Source organism: Inquilinus limosus DSM 16000 (assembly GCF_000423185.1).
Lineage (GTDB): Bacteria > Pseudomonadota > Alphaproteobacteria > DSM-16000 > Inquilinaceae > Inquilinus > Inquilinus limosus.
In genome coordinates, this window is the sequence record NZ_AUHM01000002.1 from 569,808 (window position 1) to 588,724 (window position 18,917).

At 70.4% G+C, this 18,917-nt stretch carries 20 protein-coding genes; 11 read left to right on the plus strand and 9 right to left on the minus strand.

Going from position 1 to position 18,917, the window contains the following annotated elements; genetic code table 11:
* Positions 1 to 58 precede the first annotated feature (58 nt).
* From alkB to G537_RS0106700, 4 genes are read left to right on the plus strand one after another with little or no spacing between them, the layout of a single operon-like run.
* Positions 59 to 712, plus strand: coding sequence for a DNA oxidative demethylase AlkB (gene alkB / locus G537_RS0106685; protein ID WP_026869440.1), 654 nt, complete (start codon positions 59 to 61; stop codon positions 710 to 712).
* Positions 713 to 757: 45 nt separating this feature from the next.
* On the plus strand, positions 758 to 1,531 hold the full coding sequence (locus G537_RS0106690; protein WP_026869441.1) for an oxidoreductase: 774 nt from the start codon (positions 758 to 760) through the stop codon (positions 1,529 to 1,531).
* A 13-nt stretch (positions 1,532 to 1,544) separates the two neighbouring features.
* Positions 1,545 to 2,726, plus strand: coding sequence for a mannonate dehydratase (gene uxuA, locus G537_RS0106695; protein WP_026869442.1), 1,182 nt, complete (start codon positions 1,545 to 1,547; stop codon positions 2,724 to 2,726).
* Positions 2,723 to 3,850, plus strand: a complete 1,128-nt coding sequence (locus tag G537_RS0106700) for an NAD(P)/FAD-dependent oxidoreductase (protein ID WP_026869443.1) — start codon at positions 2,723 to 2,725, stop codon at positions 3,848 to 3,850. The genes uxuA and G537_RS0106700 overlap by 4 nt, the downstream gene beginning before the upstream one ends.
* On the opposite strand, the gene G537_RS0106705 is transcribed toward G537_RS0106700, so the two are convergent.
* Positions 3,847 to 4,671 carry an AraC family transcriptional regulator gene (locus tag G537_RS0106705; protein ID WP_026869444.1) on the minus strand — a complete coding sequence of 275 codons (825 nt, stop codon included), beginning with the start codon at positions 4,669 to 4,671 and terminating at the stop codon, positions 3,847 to 3,849. The genes G537_RS0106700 and G537_RS0106705 overlap by 4 nt on opposite strands.
* A gap of 102 nt (positions 4,672 to 4,773) precedes the next feature.
* On the opposite strand from G537_RS0106705, the gene G537_RS0106710 reads away from it, so the two are divergent.
* The gene (locus G537_RS0106710) at positions 4,774 to 5,184 is read left to right on the plus strand and encodes a DUF2000 family protein (RefSeq protein WP_026869445.1); all 411 of its coding nucleotides are present in this window, start codon (positions 4,774 to 4,776) and stop codon (positions 5,182 to 5,184) included.
* A gap of 27 nt (positions 5,185 to 5,211) precedes the next feature.
* Here G537_RS0106710 and G537_RS0106715 read toward each other — a convergent pair whose 3' ends face one another.
* Together G537_RS0106715 and G537_RS0106720 are read right to left on the minus strand one after the other, a co-directional pair.
* On the minus strand, positions 5,212 to 6,234 hold the full coding sequence (locus G537_RS0106715; protein ID WP_026869446.1) for an aminoglycoside phosphotransferase family protein: 1,023 nt from the start codon (positions 6,232 to 6,234) through the stop codon (positions 5,212 to 5,214).
* A 116-nt stretch (positions 6,235 to 6,350) separates the two neighbouring features.
* Positions 6,351 to 6,842 (minus strand): MarR family winged helix-turn-helix transcriptional regulator, encoded by a 492-nt coding sequence (locus tag G537_RS0106720; protein ID WP_051248036.1) that lies wholly within the window; start codon positions 6,840 to 6,842, stop codon positions 6,351 to 6,353.
* Positions 6,843 to 7,000: 158 nt separating this feature from the next.
* Between G537_RS0106720 and G537_RS0106725 the strand changes: the two genes are divergently transcribed.
* Positions 7,001 to 8,344 (plus strand): MFS transporter, encoded by a 1,344-nt coding sequence (locus G537_RS0106725; protein ID WP_211230305.1) that lies wholly within the window; start codon positions 7,001 to 7,003, stop codon positions 8,342 to 8,344.
* Between the two features lie 8 nt (positions 8,345 to 8,352).
* On the opposite strand, the gene G537_RS0106730 is transcribed toward G537_RS0106725, so the two are convergent.
* Positions 8,353 to 9,237: a LysR family transcriptional regulator gene (locus G537_RS0106730; RefSeq protein ID WP_026869449.1), complete on the minus strand. Its 885-nt coding sequence runs from the start codon at positions 9,235 to 9,237 to the stop codon at positions 8,353 to 8,355.
* A 106-nt stretch (positions 9,238 to 9,343) separates the two neighbouring features.
* Here G537_RS0106730 and G537_RS0106735 point away from each other — a divergent pair, with 106 nt between their 5' ends.
* Positions 9,344 to 10,141 (plus strand): alpha/beta fold hydrolase, encoded by a 798-nt coding sequence (locus tag G537_RS0106735; protein WP_026869450.1) that lies wholly within the window; start codon positions 9,344 to 9,346, stop codon positions 10,139 to 10,141.
* A gap of 2 nt (positions 10,142 to 10,143) precedes the next feature.
* Here G537_RS0106735 and G537_RS0106740 read toward each other — a convergent pair whose 3' ends face one another.
* Positions 10,144 to 11,763 (minus strand): acyl-CoA synthetase, encoded by a 1,620-nt coding sequence (locus tag G537_RS0106740; RefSeq protein ID WP_026869451.1) that lies wholly within the window; start codon positions 11,761 to 11,763, stop codon positions 10,144 to 10,146.
* A gap of 118 nt (positions 11,764 to 11,881) precedes the next feature.
* Here G537_RS0106740 and G537_RS0106745 point away from each other — a divergent pair, with 118 nt between their 5' ends.
* Entirely contained in the window at positions 11,882 to 13,777 is a 1,896-nt protein-coding gene (locus G537_RS0106745) for a propionyl-CoA synthetase (protein ID WP_026869452.1), read from the plus strand.
* 320 nt (positions 13,778 to 14,097) lie between these two features.
* Here the strand turns inward: G537_RS0106745 and G537_RS0106750 are convergent, their stop codons facing one another.
* The 3 genes from G537_RS0106750 to G537_RS0106760 all read right to left on the minus strand — a co-directional run bounded on the left by G537_RS0106750 (position 14,098) and on the right by G537_RS0106760 (position 15,735).
* Entirely contained in the window at positions 14,098 to 14,559 is a 462-nt protein-coding gene (locus tag G537_RS0106750) for an Hsp20 family protein (RefSeq protein ID WP_026869453.1), read from the minus strand.
* Positions 14,560 to 14,715: 156 nt separating this feature from the next.
* The gene (locus G537_RS0106755) at positions 14,716 to 15,498 is read right to left on the minus strand and encodes a 3-hydroxybutyrate dehydrogenase (RefSeq protein ID WP_026869454.1); all 783 of its coding nucleotides are present in this window, start codon (positions 15,496 to 15,498) and stop codon (positions 14,716 to 14,718) included.
* A gap of 54 nt (positions 15,499 to 15,552) precedes the next feature.
* Entirely contained in the window at positions 15,553 to 15,735 is a 183-nt protein-coding gene (locus G537_RS0106760; protein WP_026869455.1) for a DUF1192 domain-containing protein, read from the minus strand.
* A 191-nt stretch (positions 15,736 to 15,926) separates the two neighbouring features.
* Between G537_RS0106760 and G537_RS0106765 the strand changes: the two genes are divergently transcribed.
* Positions 15,927 to 16,928, plus strand: a complete 1,002-nt coding sequence (locus G537_RS0106765; RefSeq protein WP_026869456.1) for an NAD(P)H-quinone oxidoreductase — start codon at positions 15,927 to 15,929, stop codon at positions 16,926 to 16,928.
* Positions 16,929 to 17,075: 147 nt separating this feature from the next.
* Positions 17,076 to 17,669 carry a DUF1013 domain-containing protein gene (locus G537_RS36790; RefSeq protein WP_051248039.1) on the plus strand — a complete coding sequence of 198 codons (594 nt, stop codon included), beginning with the start codon at positions 17,076 to 17,078 and terminating at the stop codon, positions 17,667 to 17,669.
* A gap of 83 nt (positions 17,670 to 17,752) precedes the next feature.
* On the opposite strand, the gene G537_RS42885 is transcribed toward G537_RS36790, so the two are convergent.
* Entirely contained in the window at positions 17,753 to 17,920 is a 168-nt protein-coding gene (locus G537_RS42885; protein ID WP_081688629.1) for a YdcH family protein, read from the minus strand.
* 245 nt (positions 17,921 to 18,165) lie between these two features.
* Between G537_RS42885 and G537_RS0106780 the strand changes: the two genes are divergently transcribed.
* Positions 18,166 to 18,903 (plus strand): acetoacetate decarboxylase, encoded by a 738-nt coding sequence (locus G537_RS0106780; RefSeq protein WP_026869458.1) that lies wholly within the window; start codon positions 18,166 to 18,168, stop codon positions 18,901 to 18,903.
* Positions 18,904 to 18,917 lie beyond the last annotated feature (14 nt).

Genomic DNA, 18,917 nt, shown 5'->3' on the forward strand with positions numbered 1-18,917 from the left:
CGAATTCGGCCGCAAGGGACGGGTGGGCGTCTCCTCTCGGCGAGCTAGGATACGGAGCATGATGTCCGATCTGTTCGACAGCCTTCCTGCCCCGGGACCGACCGAAAAGACGCTGGCCCAGGGCGCGGTGCTGCTGCGCGGCTTCGCCCGCGACCGGGCGGAGGCGCTGGTCGCGGCGGTACGGGCGGTCGAAACCCAGGCGCCGTTCCGCCACCTGGTCACCCCGGGCGGCTACCGCATGTCGGTGGCGATGACCAATTGCGGCCGGGTCGGCTGGGTCAGCGACCGCAGCGGCTATCGCTACGATCCGATCGATCCGATCGCCGGCCGGCCCTGGCCGGAGATGCCGGAGATCTTCGCCGCGCTGGCCGACGCCGCCTCGATCAAGGCCGGCTTCGGCCCCTTCGCGCCCGACGCCTGCCTGATCAACCGCTACGAGCCCGGCGCCCGCCTGTCGCTGCACCAGGACCGGGACGAGCGCGACACCGGCGCGCCGATCGTCTCGGTCTCGCTGGGCCTGCCCGCGACCTTCCTGTTCGGCGGGCTGCAGCGCAGCGACCCGCCACGCCGGGTGCGGGTGGAGCACGGCGACGTCGCGGTCTGGGGCGGTCCGGCGCGGCTGGCCTTCCACGGCGTCGCCCCGCTGCCGGACGGCAGCCATGCGCTGCTCGGCCGCCAGCGGATAAACCTGACCTTTCGGAAGGCCCTGTAGACTCGCTATGAAGGCCGGGTCGGTTGCATGGGAACAGGCGGCGCGATGCTTCAGGGCAAGGTCATTCTGGTCACCGGATCCTCCTCCGGCATCGGCCTGGCGATCGCCCGGGCGGCCCGGGACGAAGGCGCGACCGTGATGCTGCACGGGGTGGAGCCGGATGCCCTCGCCAAGGCCGCGGCCGAGCTCGGCGGCGCCGCCTCGGTGCTGGCCGATCTGTCGGAGCCGGAGGCCGCCGGAATCGTGGTCGATGCGGCGCTCCGCGCCCATGGGCGAATCGACGGCCTCGTGAACAATGCCGCCGTCCTGACCCGCACGACGCTGGAGCAGGCCGACGCCGCCGCCTTCGACGCCATCATCGCCGTCAACGCCCGCGCTCCGCTGCTGCTGTGCCGCGAGGCGGTGCGCGCCTTCCGCGCCCGGGGGATGGGCGGCGCCATCGTCAACATCGGCTCGGTCAACGCACTGTGCGGCCAGGACAATCTGCTGGTCTATTCGATGTCCAAGGCGGCGCTGATGACGATGACGCGCAACCTGGGCGACGCGCTGTCGGCCGAGCGCATCCGGGTCAACCAGCTGAATGTCGGCTGGACCCTGACGGAGACGGAGCGCGAGATCCAGCGCCGCGAGGGCCGGCCGGAGGACTGGGCCGAGCACATCCCGCCCGCCTTCGCCCCGACCGGCCGCATCCTGCGGCCGGAGGAGGTGGCGCAGCATGCCGTCTTCTGGCTGTCCGACCGGTCGGCGCCGGTCACCGGCCAGGTCTACGAGGTCGAGCAGTACCCGCTGGTCGGCCGCAACAAGATCAACACGCGATGAGGGATCGGAGACGATGAAGGAAACCTGGCGCTGGTTCGGCCCGGACGACCCGGTGACGCTGGACCATGTCAAGCAGGCGGGCGCGAGCGGCATCGTCACCGCCCTGCACCACCGCCAGGACGGCAGCGTGTGGCCGGAGGCCGAGATCGCCGAGCGCAAGGCGGTGATCGAGCGCGCCGGCCTGGTCTGGTCGGTGGTCGAGAGCATTCCCCTGCCCGACGTGATCAAGACCGGCGGCGCCGGCGCGGCCGAGGCCATCGCCAATTTCTCCCAGTCGCTGCGCAACGTCGCCGCGGCCGGGGTGAAGACCGTCTGCTACAACTTCATGCCGGTGGTCGACTGGACCCGCACCAACCTGATGTGGCGGCTGCCCACCACCGGCTACGCCCTGCGCTTCGACGCGGTCGACATGGCCGCCTATGACGCCTTCATCCTGAAGCGCCGCGGCGCCGAGGCCGACCACAGGCCCGAGGTGCTGGCCCGTGCCCGCGACCGCGTGGCGGCGATGAGCGAGAGCGAGACGGCTGAGCTCGAGAAGACCATCATCGCCGGCCTTCCGGGCGTGGCCGGCGCGGTCAACGACCGGGCCGGGTTCGAGCGCCGCCTCGCGCTCTATGACGGCATCACCGCCGACGACTTCCGCGCCAACTACAAGGCCTTCCTGGCCGCCGTGGTGCCGGTGGCGGAGGAGGTCGGCGCCCGCCTGGCCGTGCATCCCGACGACCCGCCCTTCCCGCTGTTCGGCCTGCCGCGCATCGTCTCCACCCCGGCCGATGCCCGGGCGATCCTGGCCATGGTCGACCGCACGGCGAACGGGCTGACGCTCTGCGTCGGCTCCTACGGCTCGCGGCCGGACAACGACCTGGCGGCGATGGCGCGGGAATTCGCGCCGCGCATCCACTTCGCCCATCTGCGCAACGTCACGGTCGAGCCCGACGGATCGTTCTTCGAGGACGAGCATCTCGAGGGCGGCGCCGACATGGTGGCGATCATCGACGCGCTGATGGCCGAGGAGCGGGCGCGCAAGGCCGCCGGGCGCGCGGATTGGGAGATCCCGATGCGGCCGGACCACGGCCATCTGCTGGCCGACGACGTGCACAAGAAGACCAACCCCGGCTACTCCCTGATCGGCCGGCTGAAGGGCCTGGCCGAGCTGCGCGGCGTGGCCCGGGCGGTCGCGCAGCTGCGCACATGACGGACACGGTCGACGCCGTCGTGGTCGGCGCCGGGGTGGTCGGCCTGGCCGTCGCCCGGGCGCTGGCCCTGGCCGGGCAGGAGGTGATCATCCTGGAGGCGGCGGACGCCTTCGGCACCGAGACCTCGGCCCGCAACAGCGAGGTGATCCACGCCGGGATCTACTACCCGCAGGGCAGCCTGAAGGCCCGGCACTGCGTCGCCGGGCGGCGGGCGCTGTACCGCTACTGCGACGACCACGGCATCACCTATCACCGCTGCGGCAAGCTGATCGTCGCCACCGACGAGGCCGAGGCGGCGACCCTGGCCCGGATCGAAGCCTCGGCCCGGGCCAACGGCCTTACGCGAGAGGACGACGCGCTGCGGCCGCTGACGGCCGACGAGGCGCATGCGCTGGAGCCGGAGATCGCCTGCACCGCGGCGCTGTTCTCGCCCTCCACCGGCATCGTCGACAGCCACGGGCTGATGCTGGCGCTGCTGGGCGACGCCGAGGCCCGCGGCGCGATGATCGCGTATCACAGCCGGCTGGAGGCGGCTTCGGTCACACCCGAGGGGCTGCATCTGGAGATCGCCACCGAGGACGGCGGCATGGAGCTGCTGACCCGCCGGGTGGTGAACTCGGCCGGGCTGTCGGCGCCGGACGTCGCCCGCCGCATCACCGGCGTGCCCGAGACATCGGTGCCGCAGCCCTATCTGGCCAAGGGCAACTATTTCGGCCTGTCCGGCCGCCCGCCCTTCCGCCACCTGGTCTATCCGGTGCCGGTGCCCGGCGGCCTCGGCACCCACGCCACCATCGACCTCGCCGGCCGGGTGCGTTTCGGCCCCGACGTCGAATGGGTCGACGTGATCGACTACCGGGTCGACCCGGCGCGGGCCGAGAGCTTCTACGCTGCCATCCGCCGCTACTGGCCGGCCCTGCCGGACGGGGCGCTGCAGCCGGACTATTCCGGCATCCGCCCGAAGATCACCCCGCCCGGCGCCGCCGCGGCGGATTTCGTGATCCAGGGGGCGGAGGGACATGGCGTGCCCGGCCTGGTCAATCTGTTCGGCATCGAAAGCCCGGGCCTGACCTCCTGCCTCTCGATCGCCGACGAGGTGGTGGAACGGCTGGGGCCGCCGGCCTAGGCCGCCCGCGCCGCCTTCTGGAACCAGGCCGGGGTGATGCCGTAGGCGCCCTTGAAGCGGCGGGTCAGGTGAGCCTGGTCGGTGAAGCCGGTGGCTGCGGCCACCTGGGCCGGCGCCTCGCCCGTGGCCAGGAGCCGCTTCGCCCGCTCCAGCCGGATCCAGCGCAGATAGGTCGCCGGCGGTGCGCCGTAGCGCCGGGCGAAGGCGCGGGACATGTGGAAGCGGCTCAGCCCCGCCACGGCGGCGAGGTCCTCCACCGTGACGTCCTCGCCGAGATGGGCGTGCAGATGGTCGCGCACCCGCGCCAAGGCGGCGTCGCCCGGATGCAGCAGGGTCGGCGCCGGCGCCCCGGCCAGGCGGCGGGCCAGCGCCACCAGCATGGCGGCCAGCGATTCCGACCGCGCCAGCGTCGCGCCCGGCTCGGCGAAGGCGTCGACGGTGCGGGCGATCAGTGCTGCCAGGGCCGGGTCCTCGGACAGGATGGCCGGGAAGCCCAGCGCCCAGGGCAGGCGGATGCCGGCATCGTCCAGCACGGCGGACACCGTCTCCGGCTCGACATAGAGCATGCGGTAGAGGAAGCCTTCGGCATTGGTCGCATGCCCGTCATGGATCTCGGCCGGGTTGAAGGTGATGACCGATCCCGGCCGGGTGCTGTGCGTGGCGCCGCGGCAAGTGAAGCTCTGCGACCCCGCCTCGGTCAGGCCGATGGCGTAGGTCTCGTGCGCGTGCCGCTCGTAGCAATGGGCGGTGAAATGGGCGCGGAAGCGCTCGACGCCGAAGCGCTGGTCCAGCCCGACCGTGACCCATTCGTCGCTGCCCATGGCGGCATGTTAGGCCGCCCCGGCCGCGGCCGCCACAGCACGATCGTACAAGCCGGCCCGACGCCCTGTTCCTAGCATCCGGCCCGGTCACGAGGAGGAAGCATGCGCTTCGACACCAAGATCGCCGTCGTCCTGCGCGAGGATCTGCCGGTGTGGCAGAAGCTGAACGTCACCGCCTTCACCGTCGCCGGCCTGGCCGGCACGAGGCCCGAGCTGATCGGCGAGCCCTACCGGGACGGCTCGGGCAACCTGTACCTGCCGATGCTCCGCCAGCCGGTGCTGGTCTTCGCCGGACCGGCCGAGGCGCTGAAGGCGGCGCATGCCCGGGCCCTGGCCCGCAACCTGCGGATGGCGGTCTACACCGCCGACCTCTTCGCCACCGGTTACGACGAGGCCAACCGCGCGGCGGTGCAGGTGGTGCCGGCCGAGGCGCTGGACCTGGTCGGCTTCGCCCTGCACGAGGAGCGGAAGGACATCGACAAGGTGCTGAAGGGGCTGTCGCTGCATCCGTGACGGCCGACCGGGGACGACGACGCCCCGTCAGCTCCAATACGCATCGGCGCGACGGATGACGCGCAGCCATGCCTGCGCGGCGTCGAATGAGAGCGATCGCTGCTTCAGGCTCTGCGTCGCATCGCCTGCCGTCCGCAGATGGTGCAGCAGGGCGCCCGACAGGGCGTTCGAGGCACCGGCGAGCCAATAGGTCGCCCGGATATGCGGCAGCAGCCGATCCTCCATGCCGTAGGCCGTCAGGTAATGGCGCAGAAGCGCATCGTGGCGACGGCGGACCTCGGGTTCCCAGAACCCCAGCGACTGGAGCCAGGAGCCGACATCTTCGAGCGGCGACCCGATCCGGGCCCGCGCCCAGTCGAGAAGGACGGGCTGGTCGGCGCGCTGGCGCCGTCGGACGACGGCGTTTCCCGGGTGGACGTCGCCATGGATCGGGCGCGCCTGGAAGCCCCGCTCGGACCGGAGTTGCGAGCGCAGCCTGTCCCGGGCACGCACGATGCGGTCCGTCGCCGGGAGAGCGCGCGCGAGCACCGAGAGATCCGCGTCCTGCCGGCAGCGATCGAGCGCATCTCGCGTTTCCACGGCGAGATCGCGATGCTCCGCCTCATAGTCCCAGTCCCGGACGCTTTCCGGCGCTTCCGCCGCCCTCTGGTGGAACTCCGCCAGCTGGGTCAGCAGTTTCCGACCGGCCGCGATATCCCGCCATACCCATGCGCTGACCCGTCGGATCCGCTCCAGATACAGCAGTGTGAGATCCCGGGCCGGCCGGTCGACGGCCAGGAGGCGGGGCGACATATGGGCGGCATGAGCCGACACCAGGCGTTGGTAGATCAGCGCCTCGCGGGCAGGCCGCCCGGTGAGCTGCTTGACGACGAATCGCGTCGTTCGAGAACGCCCTTCGTGGTCGCGGTACCGAGCCGTGACCTGCGCGACCGCAGCCGCCTCCAGGCCGCCCCGCAACGGCTTGATCTCGACCGCCGCGTCCCGGCCCGGCCCACCCGCCACCGACTCGAGCACGCGACGGATCGATGCATCGATATGGTCCTGTTCCATCCGCGGCACGGTCGCAGCGATCCGGAGTTGGTTCCAGGACAATCGAAAGTGGCTGCTGCCCGCACGGCTGAGGCATCTGAAGGCGTGATCGGCGCCGGCCGATCGGAGCTCGGCCTCTAATCCTCCCCGCCGGCGTCGGGCGGGGTGCCGAGGCTGGAGACGCGGGCGTCGAGCTTGCGCAGCAGGCGGCGCAGCACCTCGCGCTCGCCCGGCTCGAAGGCGGCCATCAGCTCGGCCTCGATCTCCTGGGCCAGCGGCACGATCGCATCATAGACCCGCCGGCCGGCCGGGGTGAAGCCGAGCTGGATCAGCCGCTGGTCGGCCGGATGCGTGCCGCGGCTGAGGTAGCCCGCCGCGATCAGCCGGCTGACCGCCCGGCTGACCTTGGCCTTGTCCATCGCCGTGCGTTCGCAGATCTGGTTCGACGACAGGGGCGCATAGCGGCCGACCATCGCCATCACCCGCCATTCCGGAATGCTGAGCCCGAAGGCGTCGGCATAGCGCCGGGCGAAGGTGCGGCTGACCCGGTTGCTGACCACCGACAGCTCATAGGGCAGGAACGCCTCGAGGTCGAAATCCGCCGCCGCCCGCACCGCCTGGTCCCGCATCGTCCGGCCTCCCCGCCGCTTGACATTCGTTTCATATGAAACGAGATTGGCCGCCGATCAAGACGGGCCCGCCCGACCATACGCGAGGGCGCGGCCGCGGCAAGCCCGGTGCTTGGCGGAAGTCCGGGCGATCAGACCAAAGAACGAGGGGAGGACAAATGGCCCAGACGACTTCGATCGCGGAGCGCGTGCGCCTGCTGTTCGCCAGCGCCGTCGGCACCATCATCGAGTGGTACGACTTCTTCATCTTCGCCTTCTGCGCCACGCTGGTGTTCGACCGGGCCTTCTTCCCGACCGAGGATCCGCTGGCCGGAGTGCTGCTGAGCCTCGGCACCTTCGCCATCGGCTTCTTGGCCCGGCCGCTGGGCGGCATCCTGTTCGGCGCACTGGGCGACCGGATCGGCCGCAAGAACGCGCTGGTGGTCAGCCTGCTGATGATGGGCGCCGCCACCTTCGCCATGGGCCTGCTGCCGACCTATGCCTCAGCCGGGGTGCTGGCGCCGGTGCTGCTGGTCACGCTGCGCGTGCTGCAGGGCATCGCCGTCGGCGGTGAGGCCACCGGCGCCCTGCTGATCGTCGCCGAATCCATGCCCGGCCGGCGGCGCGGCTTCTGGACCAGCTTCCCGATGATCGGCGGCCCGGCCGCCAATGTCCTGGCCGCCGCCACCATCGGCGCCCTGACCGCGCATTACGGCGAGGCCGGCTTCGCCGAATGGGCTTGGCGCCTGCCCTTCCTGTTCTCGATCGTGCTGGTGCTGCTGGGCCTCTGGGTGCGGCGGCGGGTCGAGGAATCGCCGGTTTTCGCCGAGCTGGCGGCGAAGCGCCGCGAGGTGCCGGCGGCGCCGCTGGCCGAGGCCCTGCGCAGCCATTGGCGGCCGATGGGCCAGGTGTTCCTGGTGAAGGCGGCGGAGAACACGCTGTTCTACCTGTTCACCACCTTCTTCCTGGTGCTGGTGGTGCAGTTCCTCGGTCTCGCCCGCGGCGTCGGGTCCGATGCGCTGTTCTGGGGCTCGATCCTGGAGGTCGCGGTGATCATGGCCGCGGCCTGGGTCTCCGACGTGGTCGGCCGGCGGCCGGTGATGCTGCTGGGCCTCGTCGGCGGCATCGGCGCCGCGGCGCTGCTGTTCACCCTGCCGCCCGGGACGGCGCCGGAAACGGTGCTGCAGGTCACGCTGCTGACCCTGACCTGCCACGGCATCATCGTCGGCAGCATGTCGGCGTATTTCACCGAGCTGTTCCCGACCCGGGTGCGCTACACCGCCATGTCGGTGAGCTACCAGGTCGCCTCGGTCGTCGGCGGGTCGGTGGCGCCCTTGATCGGCACTGCCCTCCTGGGCTGGACCGGCACGCCGCAATCCGTCGCGGTCTACGCCGCGCTGATGGCGGTGCCGGGCATCCTGTGCGTGCTGCTGTCGCGCGAAACCCGCGGCGCCGACCTGGCGGCGGTGGAGCCCGCGTCCGACGGCCCGGGAACCGCCGAGGCGGCGCCAGCGCCGCGCTGAGCCGACCGTCAGCCGAGCCTGGCCACGAGAAAGTCGATGAAGCTTCGCACCTTCGCCGCCAGCAGCGGACGATGGGGATAGAGAAGGTGGACCGGCAGGTCGCGGAGACGCCATTCCGTCAGCACCGGCGTCAGGCGCCCTGCCGCGATCTCGGCATCGACCAGAAAGCTCGGCGCCAGCATCACGCCATGCCCGTCGAGGACGAGACGGAGCAGGAACTCCGTGCCGTTCGCGGTGACCGGCCCCGAGACGCGCACCGTCTCCGTCCGGCCGCCCGCATCGGTGAATTGCCAGAGGCGGGGTGCGGCCGTTTCGGCATAGATCAGGCAGGGGTGCCGGGCCAGATCGGCGGGCGCCTCCGGCGTCCCGGCCCGCTGCAGATAGGCGGGCGCGGCGCAGGCCACAAGACGCGCCGAGGAGACCTGCCGGGCGACGAGGCTGGAATCCGGCAGGGCGCCGATGCGGAGCGCGACGTCGAAGCCTTCCTCGATCAGGTTCACGAAGCGGTCGGACAGCACGATGTCGACCGACACCTCGGGATAGAGTCGCACGTAATCGCCGATGAGAGGCGCCAGGCGCAGCACGCCGAATGTCCCCGGCGCCGCCACGCGCAACAGCCCGCGGGGCACCGCCTGGCGCGCACCGGCTTCGGTCTCCGCCTCCTCGACATCCGCCAGGATCCGGCTGCAGCGGGCATAATATTGCCGCCCGGCTTCCGTGAGGTGCAGCCGGCGGGTCGTCCGATTCAGCAGGCGCACGCCGAGATGCGCCTCCAGGCCGCGCACATGATGGCCCGCCATCTCGGGCGAGATGCCGAAATGCCGGGCGGCGGCGGCGAAGCTGCCGTCGTCGACCGCGCGTGTGAAGACCGCCATGCTGGTCAGCCGATCCATCGCTCATTCCAAAGCTGTGTTTCAGAGTGAGTTTAATACAGCATCGATTATCGGATCATTCGGGGCTCTCCATGTTTCCTGTCGGCAGAAGCAAGGAGCACGACCGATGCATATCAAGGAAAGCCGCCACACGGTGAACGGGGTCACTTTGAACGTCCGTGACCAGGGACAGGGCGAGCCGGCCCTGCTGTTCCTGCACTATTGGGGCGGGTCCGGCAGGACCTGGATGGGGGTGATCGACCGCCTCGCCGCCGCCCATCGCTGCATCGCCCCCGATCAGCGCGGATGGGGCGGATCCGACAAGAATGCCGCCGCATTCGACCTGCCGCTTCTGGCCGATGATGCAACGGCTCTGATCCAGCGCCTCGGCCTGACCCGCTATGTCCTGGTCGGCCACTCGATGGGCGGCAAGGTGGCGCAGCTGCTGGCCTCGCGCCGCCCTGCCGGGCTCGAGGCCCTCATCCTCGTCGCCCCTGCGCCGCCGGCACCGATGGCGATTCTCGATGAGCAGCGCCGGGCCATGACCCATGCGTACGATTCGCGAGAGGCCGTGGAGACGGCGCTGGAGGTGCTGGCGGCGAGGCCCCTGAACTCGGCGCTCCGGGAGCAGGTGATCGCCGACAGCCTGTGCGGCGCCCCCGCGGCGAAGCGCGCCTGGCCCGAACGCGGCATGACTCTCGATCTCACCCGGGAGGCGACGCGGATCGCGGTGCCGACGCTGGTGATCGGCGGCGAGGCAGACCGGATCGACACGGTCGAGACGCTTCGGCGCGAGGTCGTCGGCCGGATCGGCGGCACGACCCTGCTGTCCCTGCCGGGCGTCGGACACCTGTCGCCGCTGGAGGCCCCGGCAGAGGTCGCCGCCGCCATCCACGGCTTTCTCGATGGGGCCAGGCCAGGGTAGCCTTACAGCGCCCGCGCCCGGTCCCGCAGCACGAATTTCTGGATCTTGCCGGTCGAGGTCTTGGGCAGCTCGCCAAACACCACCGTCTTCGGGCATTTGAAATGCGCCAGGTGCTGGCGGCAGAAGGCGATGATCTCTTCCGCCGTCGCCTCTGCCCCCGGCCGCAGCGTGACGAAGGCGCAGGGGGTCTCGCCCCATCTCTCGTCCGGCCGCGCCACCACCGCCGCCTCCAGCACCGCCGGGTGGCGGTACAGAACGCCCTCGACCTCGATGGTCGAGATGTTCTCGCCGCCGGAGATGATGATGTCCTTCGACCGGTCCTTCAGCTCGATATAGCCGTCCGGGTGCATGACGCCGAGGTCGCCGGTGTGGAACCAGCCGCCGGCGAAGGCCTTCTCGGTCGCCGCCTTGTTCTTCAGATACCCCTTCATGGTGATGTTGCCGCGCATGAACACCTCGCCCAGCGTCTGCCCGTCGGCGGGGACCGGGGCGAGGGTTTCGGGGTCGGCCACCATCAGCCCTTCCTGCACCACATAGGGCAGGCCCTGGCGCGACTGCAGCCGAGCCTGCTCCCCGGCCGGCAGGGCGTCCCATTCCGGCTTCCAGTCGCAGACCACGGCCGGGCCGTAGACCTCGGTCAGGCCGTAGACATGGGTGACCTTGATGCCGAGCCGGGCCATCCCCTCCAGCACCGCCGCCGGCGGGGGCGAGGCGGCGGTCATCATCTGCACCGCCTGCGGAAAATCGCGCCGCTCCCCGGCCGGGGCGTTCAGCAGCATGCTCATGACGATCGGCGCGCCGCAGAGATGGGTGACGCCGTGATCGGCGATGGCGGCGTAGATCTCGCGCGCCGCCACCCGGCGCAGGCAGACATGGGTGCCGGCCATGGCCGTGATCGTCCAGGGGAAGCACCAGCCGTTGCAGTGGAACATCGGCAGGGTCCAGAGATAGACCGGATGATGCGGCATCCCCCAGGTGACGACATTGCCGAGCGCGTTCAGATAGGCGCCGCGGTGGTGGGTGACGACGCCCTTCGGGTCGCCGGTGGTGCCGGAGGTGTAGCCGAGCGCGATCGCATCCCACTCGTCGCCGGGCATCACGCCCGGCCAGGCCGGGTCGCCCTCGGCCAGCAGGTCCTCGTATGTGAGATCGCCGATCGGCTCGCCCGCCACCGCAGGGTCGACGATGTCGACCACCACCGGCGGCGCCTCCAGCTGCGCCAGCGCGTCCCGCACCACCGCGGCGTATTCCCGGTCGGCCAGCAGCACCCGAGTCTCGGAATGGCGCAGCTGGAAGGCGATGGCCGCGGCGTCGAGCCGGATGTTGAGGGCGCACAGCACGGCGCCCGCCATCGGCACGCCGAAGGTCGCCTCGAACGCCTCCGGCACGTTCGGCGCCATCACCGCCACCGTGTCGTTCCTGCCGATGCCGCGGCGGGATAGGGCCGAGGCCAGGCGGCGGCAGCGCTCCGCCGTCTCGCGCCAGCTCCGTTTCACGTCGCCATAGACAACGGCCGTCCGGTCCGGATGGGCCAGCGCGGTGCGGCCGAGGAAGGAGATCGGCGTCAGCGGCACGTAATTGGCCGGGTTGCGGTCGAGATCGGTGTCGTAGGCGTGCGGCATCGGTTGGGACTCCCTGTCCGGCATATTCTGGCACCGCGCCGGCCCGGGCGGAAAGCGGGACAGACCCTCGCGCCGGCGCCGCGGCGGCGCTAGGCTTCGCAAAACACGGGAGGACGCCATGGGAGCCTATGCCGAGGCCTATCGCCGCGCGCTCGACGACCCCGAGGGATTCTGGGGCGAGGCCGCCGCCGCGATCGACTGGGACCGGCGCTGGGACCGGGTGCTGGACGGCGGCAACGCGCCCTTCTTCCGCTGGTTCGCCGGCGGCCGGCTCAACACCTGTTTCAACGCGCTCGACCGCCATGTCGCCGCCGGCCATGGCGACCGCATCGCCCTGATCCACGACAGCCCGGTCACCGGCACGGTGCGGCGCTTCACCTATGCCGAGCTGACCGGCCGCGTCGCCCGCTTCGCCGGGGCGATGCGGACCCTGGGCGTCGGCCCCGGCGACCGGGTGGTGATCTACATGCCGATGGTGCCGGAGGCGGCGATCGCCATGCTGGCCTGCGCCCGGCTGGGCGCGGTGCACTCCGTGGTGTTCGGCGGCTTCGCGGCGCCCGAGCTGGCGGCGCGGATCGACGATTGCGAGCCGAAGCTGGTCGTCTCCGCCTCCTGCGGCATCGAGGTGTCGCGCATCGTCGCCTACAAGCCGCTGCTCGACGCCGCCCTCGGCCTGGCGAAGCATAAGGTGCCGGCCACCGTGATCCTGCAGCGGCCGCAATGCGAGGCGGCGATGACTCCGGGCCGCGACCACGACTGGGCGGCGCTGGAGGCCGCGGCCGAGCCCGCCGGCTGCGTGCCGGTGGCGGCGACCGATCCGCTCTACATCCTCTACACCTCCGGCACCACCGGCCAGCCCAAGGGCATCGTCCGCGACAATGGCGGGCATGCCGTGGCCCTGGCCTGGAGCATCCCCGCGATCTACGGGCTCAAGCCCGGCGAGGTGATGTGGACCGCCTCCGATGTCGGCTGGGTGGTCGGCCATTCCTACATCGTCTACGGGCCGCTGCTGGCCGGCTGCACCAGCGTGATGTACGAGGGCAAGCCGGTCGGCACGCCCGACGCCGGCGCCTATTGGCGGGTGGCCGAGCAGCATGGCGTGTCGGTGCTGTTCACCGCCCCGACCGCCTTCCGCGCCATCAAGCGCGAGGATCCGGACGGCCGCCTTCTGGCCGGGCGCGACCTGTCGCGGTTCCGCGCCCTGTTCCTGGCCGGGGAGCGCTGCGATCCCGACACGCTGGGCTGGGCCGAACGGCTGCTGAAGGTGCCCGTGATCGACCATTGGTGGCAGACCGAGACCGGCTGGCCGATCTGTGCCGACCCGCTGGGGCTGGAGGCGATGCCGGTCAAGCCCGGCTCGCCCACCAGGCCGATGCCGGGCTGGGACGTGCGGGTGCTGGGGCCGGACGGGCGGGAGGTGCCACGCGGCGAGATCGGCGCGCTGGCCTGCCGGCTGCCGATGCCGCCCGGCGCCGCGCCGACGCTGTGGCGGGCCGATGCGCGGTTCCGCAGCGCCTATCTCGAGGATTATCCCGGCTTCTACAAGACCGGCGATGCCGGGCTGGTCGACGAAGACGGCTACGTCTTCGTCATGAGCCGGGTGGACGACGTCATCAACGTCGCCGGCCACCGCTTGTCGACCGGGCAGATCGAGGAGGTTCTGGCCGGCCATCCCGACGTCGCCGAATGCGCCGTGATCGGGGCGGCGGACGACCTCAAGGGCCAGGTGCCGCTGGGCTTCCTGGTGCTGAAGGCGGGGGTGGCCCGGCCGGACGAGGTCATCGCGGCGGAGGCGGTGCAGCGGGTGCGCGACAGCATCGGGCCGGTCGCGGCCTTCAAGACGGCGATGATCGTCGACCGCCTGCCGAAGACCCGTTCGGGCAAGATCCTGCGCGGCACCATGGCGCGAATCGCCGATTCGCTTCCCGTCGCCGTCCCGGCGACGATCGACGATCCGGCGATCCTCGACGAAATCCGCGCGACATTGCGGCGATCGGGCTATGGCCGCGGGTAACGTTCCCGTTTCCACCCGGTCTAAGCCCGGAACGGCAAGCCCTCAGAAATATTACATTTTTAAGTTCATTTAGCGCGGTTGCGATTCAGCGCATATCATCACATGTCGGGCAAAAACCTGAAAACCCTTCAAAACAAAGGGTTTTTCTGACCCAAACGAGTGCTTGACGCAGCGGCAAAATGACTCTTATCGTCGCGCAATGCTCGAGTTGAGCAGGCGAGGCTTCAAAAAACGAGGGCCGCGGGAAGCGGCCCTCTTTTTTGTCTTCCGGCTCGGGAACCGGGGCGCTGCCGGACGCGGCGGCGCCCCGTCCGGCCCCGTCAGGCGGCGATCTGCTTCGGCGCCTCGGACTGGCCGACGCTGATCTTCACGGTGCGGGGCTTCTGCGCCTCCGGCACCTCGCGAACCAGATCGATGTTCAGAAGGCCGTTCACCAGCGTCGCGCCGGTGACCTTGATGAAGTCGGCGAGCTGGAAGCGCCGCTCGAAGGCCCGGCCGGCGATGCCGCGATGCAGGAAGACCCGGTTCTTGTCCTCCTCGTCGGCGGTCGACTTGGCGCGGACGATCAGGCTGTTCTCGGAAGTCACGACCTCCAGGTCGTCCTCCCCGAAGCCCGCCACCGCCATGGTGATGCGATAGGCGTCCTCACCGGTCTTCTCGATGTTGTAGGGCGGGTAGGACGGCGCCGCGGTGTCGAACTGCAGCGCGGAATCGAGCAGCCGCGACATGCGGTCGATGCCGATGGTCGAGCGGAACAGCGGGGACAGGTCAAGAGTACGCATGGATATCCTCCATATGAGCGATACCTGGGCGGCGCACCGGATGGTCGCGCCGCGGGTTTGCGAGCGTGGCGGCCCCGGCTGGGCACCGCCACGCCGTACGATCTGGGAAGGACCGCCGGCCGGTTCAAGAGGCCCGGCCGTCGCGGTCCGCCGGGCTTATTGAGCGGTCCAGCCGCCGTCGACCGAGATGCTGGTGCCGGTGATCTGGTCGGCGGCGGGGGAGCACAGGAAGGCGACGGTGCCGCCGAGCTGCTCCGGCGTCACGAAGGTCATCGAGGGCTGCTTCTCGCCCAGCAGCTGCTTGGCCGCCTCCTCCTGGCTGATCTTCTTGTCGGCCGCGATCGCGCTGATCTGCTTCTCCACCAGCGGCGTGCGCACCCAGCCCGGGCAGACAGCGTTGCAGGTGACGCCGGTCCCCGCCGTCTCCAGCCCCACCACCTTGGTCAGCCCGACGAGGCCGTGCTTGGCCGCGACATAGGCCGCCTTGTGGGCCGAGGCGACCAGGCCGTGCGCCGAGGCGATGTTGATGATCCGGCCCCAGCCCTGCCGCTTCATCTGCGGCACCGCCGCGGCGATGCCGTGGAACGCCGCCGACAGGTTGATCGCCAGGATCGCGTCCCATTTCTCGGCCGGGAACTCCTCCACCGGCGCCGTGAACTGGATGCCGGCATTGTTCACCAGGATGTCGACCCGGCCGAGCCTCTCGACCGTCGCCGCCACCAGGCCGCGCACCGCGTCGCCCTTCGACATGTCGGCGCCGTCATAGACCGCGCGCACCCCGTGCTCGCGCTCAATGCCGCTGCGGATCGCCTCGATCTCCGCGGCGTCGCCGAAGCCGTTCAGCACGATGTCCGCGCCCTGGCCGGTCAGCACCTTCGCGATGCCCAGCCCGATGCCGCTGGTCGATCCGGTGACGATCGCTACCTTGCCCTTCAACATGGGTCCGTTCCTTGCGATGACGGGTGGGGAAGTCTTCGGGGGCGTTCCGGGTCCCTAGCGCTTGAACAGCGCATCCGCTGCCGATTTGTGGCTCTGCTTGCCGGCGATCACGCCGCGGGCGCGGGCGATCTCGGCCTCCAGCTCGGCGATGTACTCTTCGAGCTCGGCGACCGAGAGGCTGTCGAGCGGCTTCGGCTGCGCCTTGCGCTGGCGCGGTTCGAGGTCCTCAGGATCCATCGCCCATCTCCTTCGGCTGCGGATGGACAATCCTCGCGGTCGGCGCCAGGATCGGCAAGCCCGGAGCGCGATGCGCCCGGGTCCTCCGCAGCGTCGGGCGACCTTAGGCCGCCTCATCCCACCACCGGATGACGGCCGCATGACAATTCGGCCATCATCCGCATCCATTCCCGAGACGGAAGCGTGAGCCGATGACCAGCGTCCTTCCCGAGACCATGACCGCGATCGCGATCGAGGCCCCCGGCGGGCCCGAGGTGCTGAAGCCCGCGACTCTGCCATGCCCGGTGCCGGCCATGGACGAGATCCTGATCAGGGTCGAAGCCGCCGGCGTGAACCGGCCCGATGTGCTGCAGCGCCGCGGCCTGTACGCGCCGCCGCCGGGCGCCAGCCCGCTGCCGGGGCTGGAGGTCGCCGGCACCGTCGCTGCGGTCGGGCCCGAGGTCACCGGCTGGGGGGTCGGCGACCCGGTCTGCGCCCTGGTCGCCGGCGGCGGCTATGCCGAGTACTGCGTCGCCCCGGCGCCGCAATGCCTGCCGATTCCGAAGGGCCTGTCCGCGGCCGAGGCGGCGGGCCTGCCGGAGACCTTCTTCACCGTCTGGACCAATGTGGTCGAGCGCGGCCGCCTCAAGGCCGGCGAGCGCTTCCTGGTGCATGGCGGATCGAGCGGCATCGGCACCACCGCGATCCAGCTGGCCAAGGCCCGCGGCGCCACCGTCTTCGCCACTGTCGGCAGCGCCGAGAAGTGCCGCGCCTGCCTCGACCTCGGCGCCGATGTCGCGATCGACTACCGCGAGCAGGACTTCCTGGCGGTGGTGAAGGAGAAGACCGGCGGCCGCGGCGTCGACCTGATCCTCGACATGGTCGGCGGCGACTATGTCGCCCGCAACATCGACGCGCTGGCGGTGGAGGGCCGGCAGGTCAGCATCGCCTTTCTCAAGGGCTCGAAGGTCGAGATCGACCTGCAGAAGGTGATGGCCAAGCGGCTGACCCTGACCGGGTCGACTCTGCGGCCGCGCAGCGTCGCCGAGAAGGGCGCCATCGCCGCCGCGCTGCAGGCCGAGGTCTGGCCGCTGATCGAGGCCGGGCGGATCAGGCCGGTGCTGCACGCCACCTTCCCGCTGGCGCAGGCGGCCGAGGCGCATGCGCTGATGGAATCGAGCGCCCATGTCGGCAAGATCGTACTCCTCGCTTGACTTGCGCGCGCGACATCCCTAGGTCGAGCACCGTGGGCGGCGCCGCGCCGACCCCGCTCCCCTCCCTTAAGCGCGAGTGCGAGAGGACAGGCCGGCCCCTCCGGCCGGTCGCGGCGGGATCGCTTTGCGCAGAGGAGACCGAGAAGGATGAACAAGCAACCGCTGATGCCGAAGGCGACTGCCGTCTGGCTCGTCGAGAACACGTCGCTGAGCTTCGAGCAGATCGCCGCCTTCTGCGGCCTGCACGAGCTGGAGGTGCGGGCGATCGCCGACGGCGAGGTCGCGATCGGCATGGTCGGGCTGGACCCGATCGTCAACGGCCAGCTGACCCAGGCCGAGATCGACCGCTGCCAGGCCGATCCGAACGCCCGTCTGCGGATGGCGATCTCGGACATCCCGCAGCCCGTCGTCCGCGCCAAGGGCCCGCGCTACACCCCGGTGACCAAGCGCGGCGACAAGCCGGACGCCATCGCCTATCTGCTGAAGGAGCATCCGGAGCTGTCGGACGCCCAGATCTGCAAGCTGATCGGCACCACCAAGCCGACCATCCAGGCGATCCGCGACAAGACCCATTGGAACTCGCCGAACCTGAAGCCGCGCAGCCCGGTGATGCTGGGTCTTTGCTCCTACGCGGAGCTGGATTCGGCCCTGACCAAGGCCCGCGCCAACCTGCCGCCGGGCGCGGTCCCGGCCCCGACGGTCAGCTTCGACGAAGAGACCGAGGAAGCCCAGGAGGACTGAGGCGCGACTCGGGAGGCCGAGAGCAAAAAGGGCGGCACCCCCCGGCGCCGCCCCTTGTGTTTCGGTGAACCGTGATCTCCCCGTCAGGCGTGGCCCAGCCGCGCCATCTCATCCTTGAGTCTCAGCTTTTCCTTTTTCAGCCGTACGATCTCGAGCTCGTCGGGTTGGGGGCGGTGGATCGCCTCTTCCAGACTGCGATCCAGGGCGGCGTGCTTTGTCCGAAGCGCTTCGATACGCTCTGCAACAGCCATCTCTCGCTCCTCTGTTGAAAGCTGGACGTTGGTTCAGCCCCTCCTTTTTCGGATATGTTACGCCCCGGTGGCCGCTGCAAGTCAACGCGGCATCTATTCCTGTTTCCGGGCCGAGACAATCGGTCGCCCGGCCCGAACGGTCCTGCGCCGGACATGAAATTTCCTTAACGGCACGGTTTCCGCCTTCCCGCACCGCTCCGCTCGGTTCACCTTTGTGCAGCGCACAACAGCGAGGATGCAGCGTGATGGATCGCGAGACCGTGCGGCGGACCGCCTTCGCCATGCCGCTGACCAGCCCGGCCTTCCCGCCGGGCCCCTACCGCTTCGTCGACCGGCAGTACTTCATCATCCGCTACCGCACCGACCCCGAAGCGCTGCGCCGGGTGGTGCCGGAACCGCTGGAGATCGTCGAGCCGGTGGTGAACTACGAGTTCATCCGCATGCCGGATTCGACCGGCTTCGGCGACTACACCGAGAGCGGCCAGGTGATCCCGGTGCGCTACCAGGGGCAGATGGGCGGCTACACCCACCAAATGTTCCTGAACGACCATCCGCCGATCGCCGGCGGGCGCGAGCTGTGGGGTTTCCCGAAGAAGCTGGCGCAGCCGACGCTGGCGGTCGAGACCGACACGCTGGTCGGCACGCTGAACTACGGCTCGATCCGCATCGCCACCGGCACCATGGGCTACAAGCACCGCACCCTGGACTTGGCGGCGGAGGCCCGTGGGCTGGGTGCGCCGAACTTCCTCCTGAAGATCATCCCGCATGTCGACGGCAGCCCGCGGATCTGCGAGCTGGTGCGCTACCATCTCGAGGACGTCACGGTAAAGGGCGCCTGGACCGGCCCGGCGGCGCTGGACCTGTACCCGCACGCCCTGGCCCCGATCGCCGAGCTGCCGGTGCTGGAGGTGCTGTCGGCCAAGCATCTGGTCGCCGACCTGACGCTCGGTCTCGGCACCGTCGTGCACGACTACCTCGCCTGAGCGCCGGAAGGGAG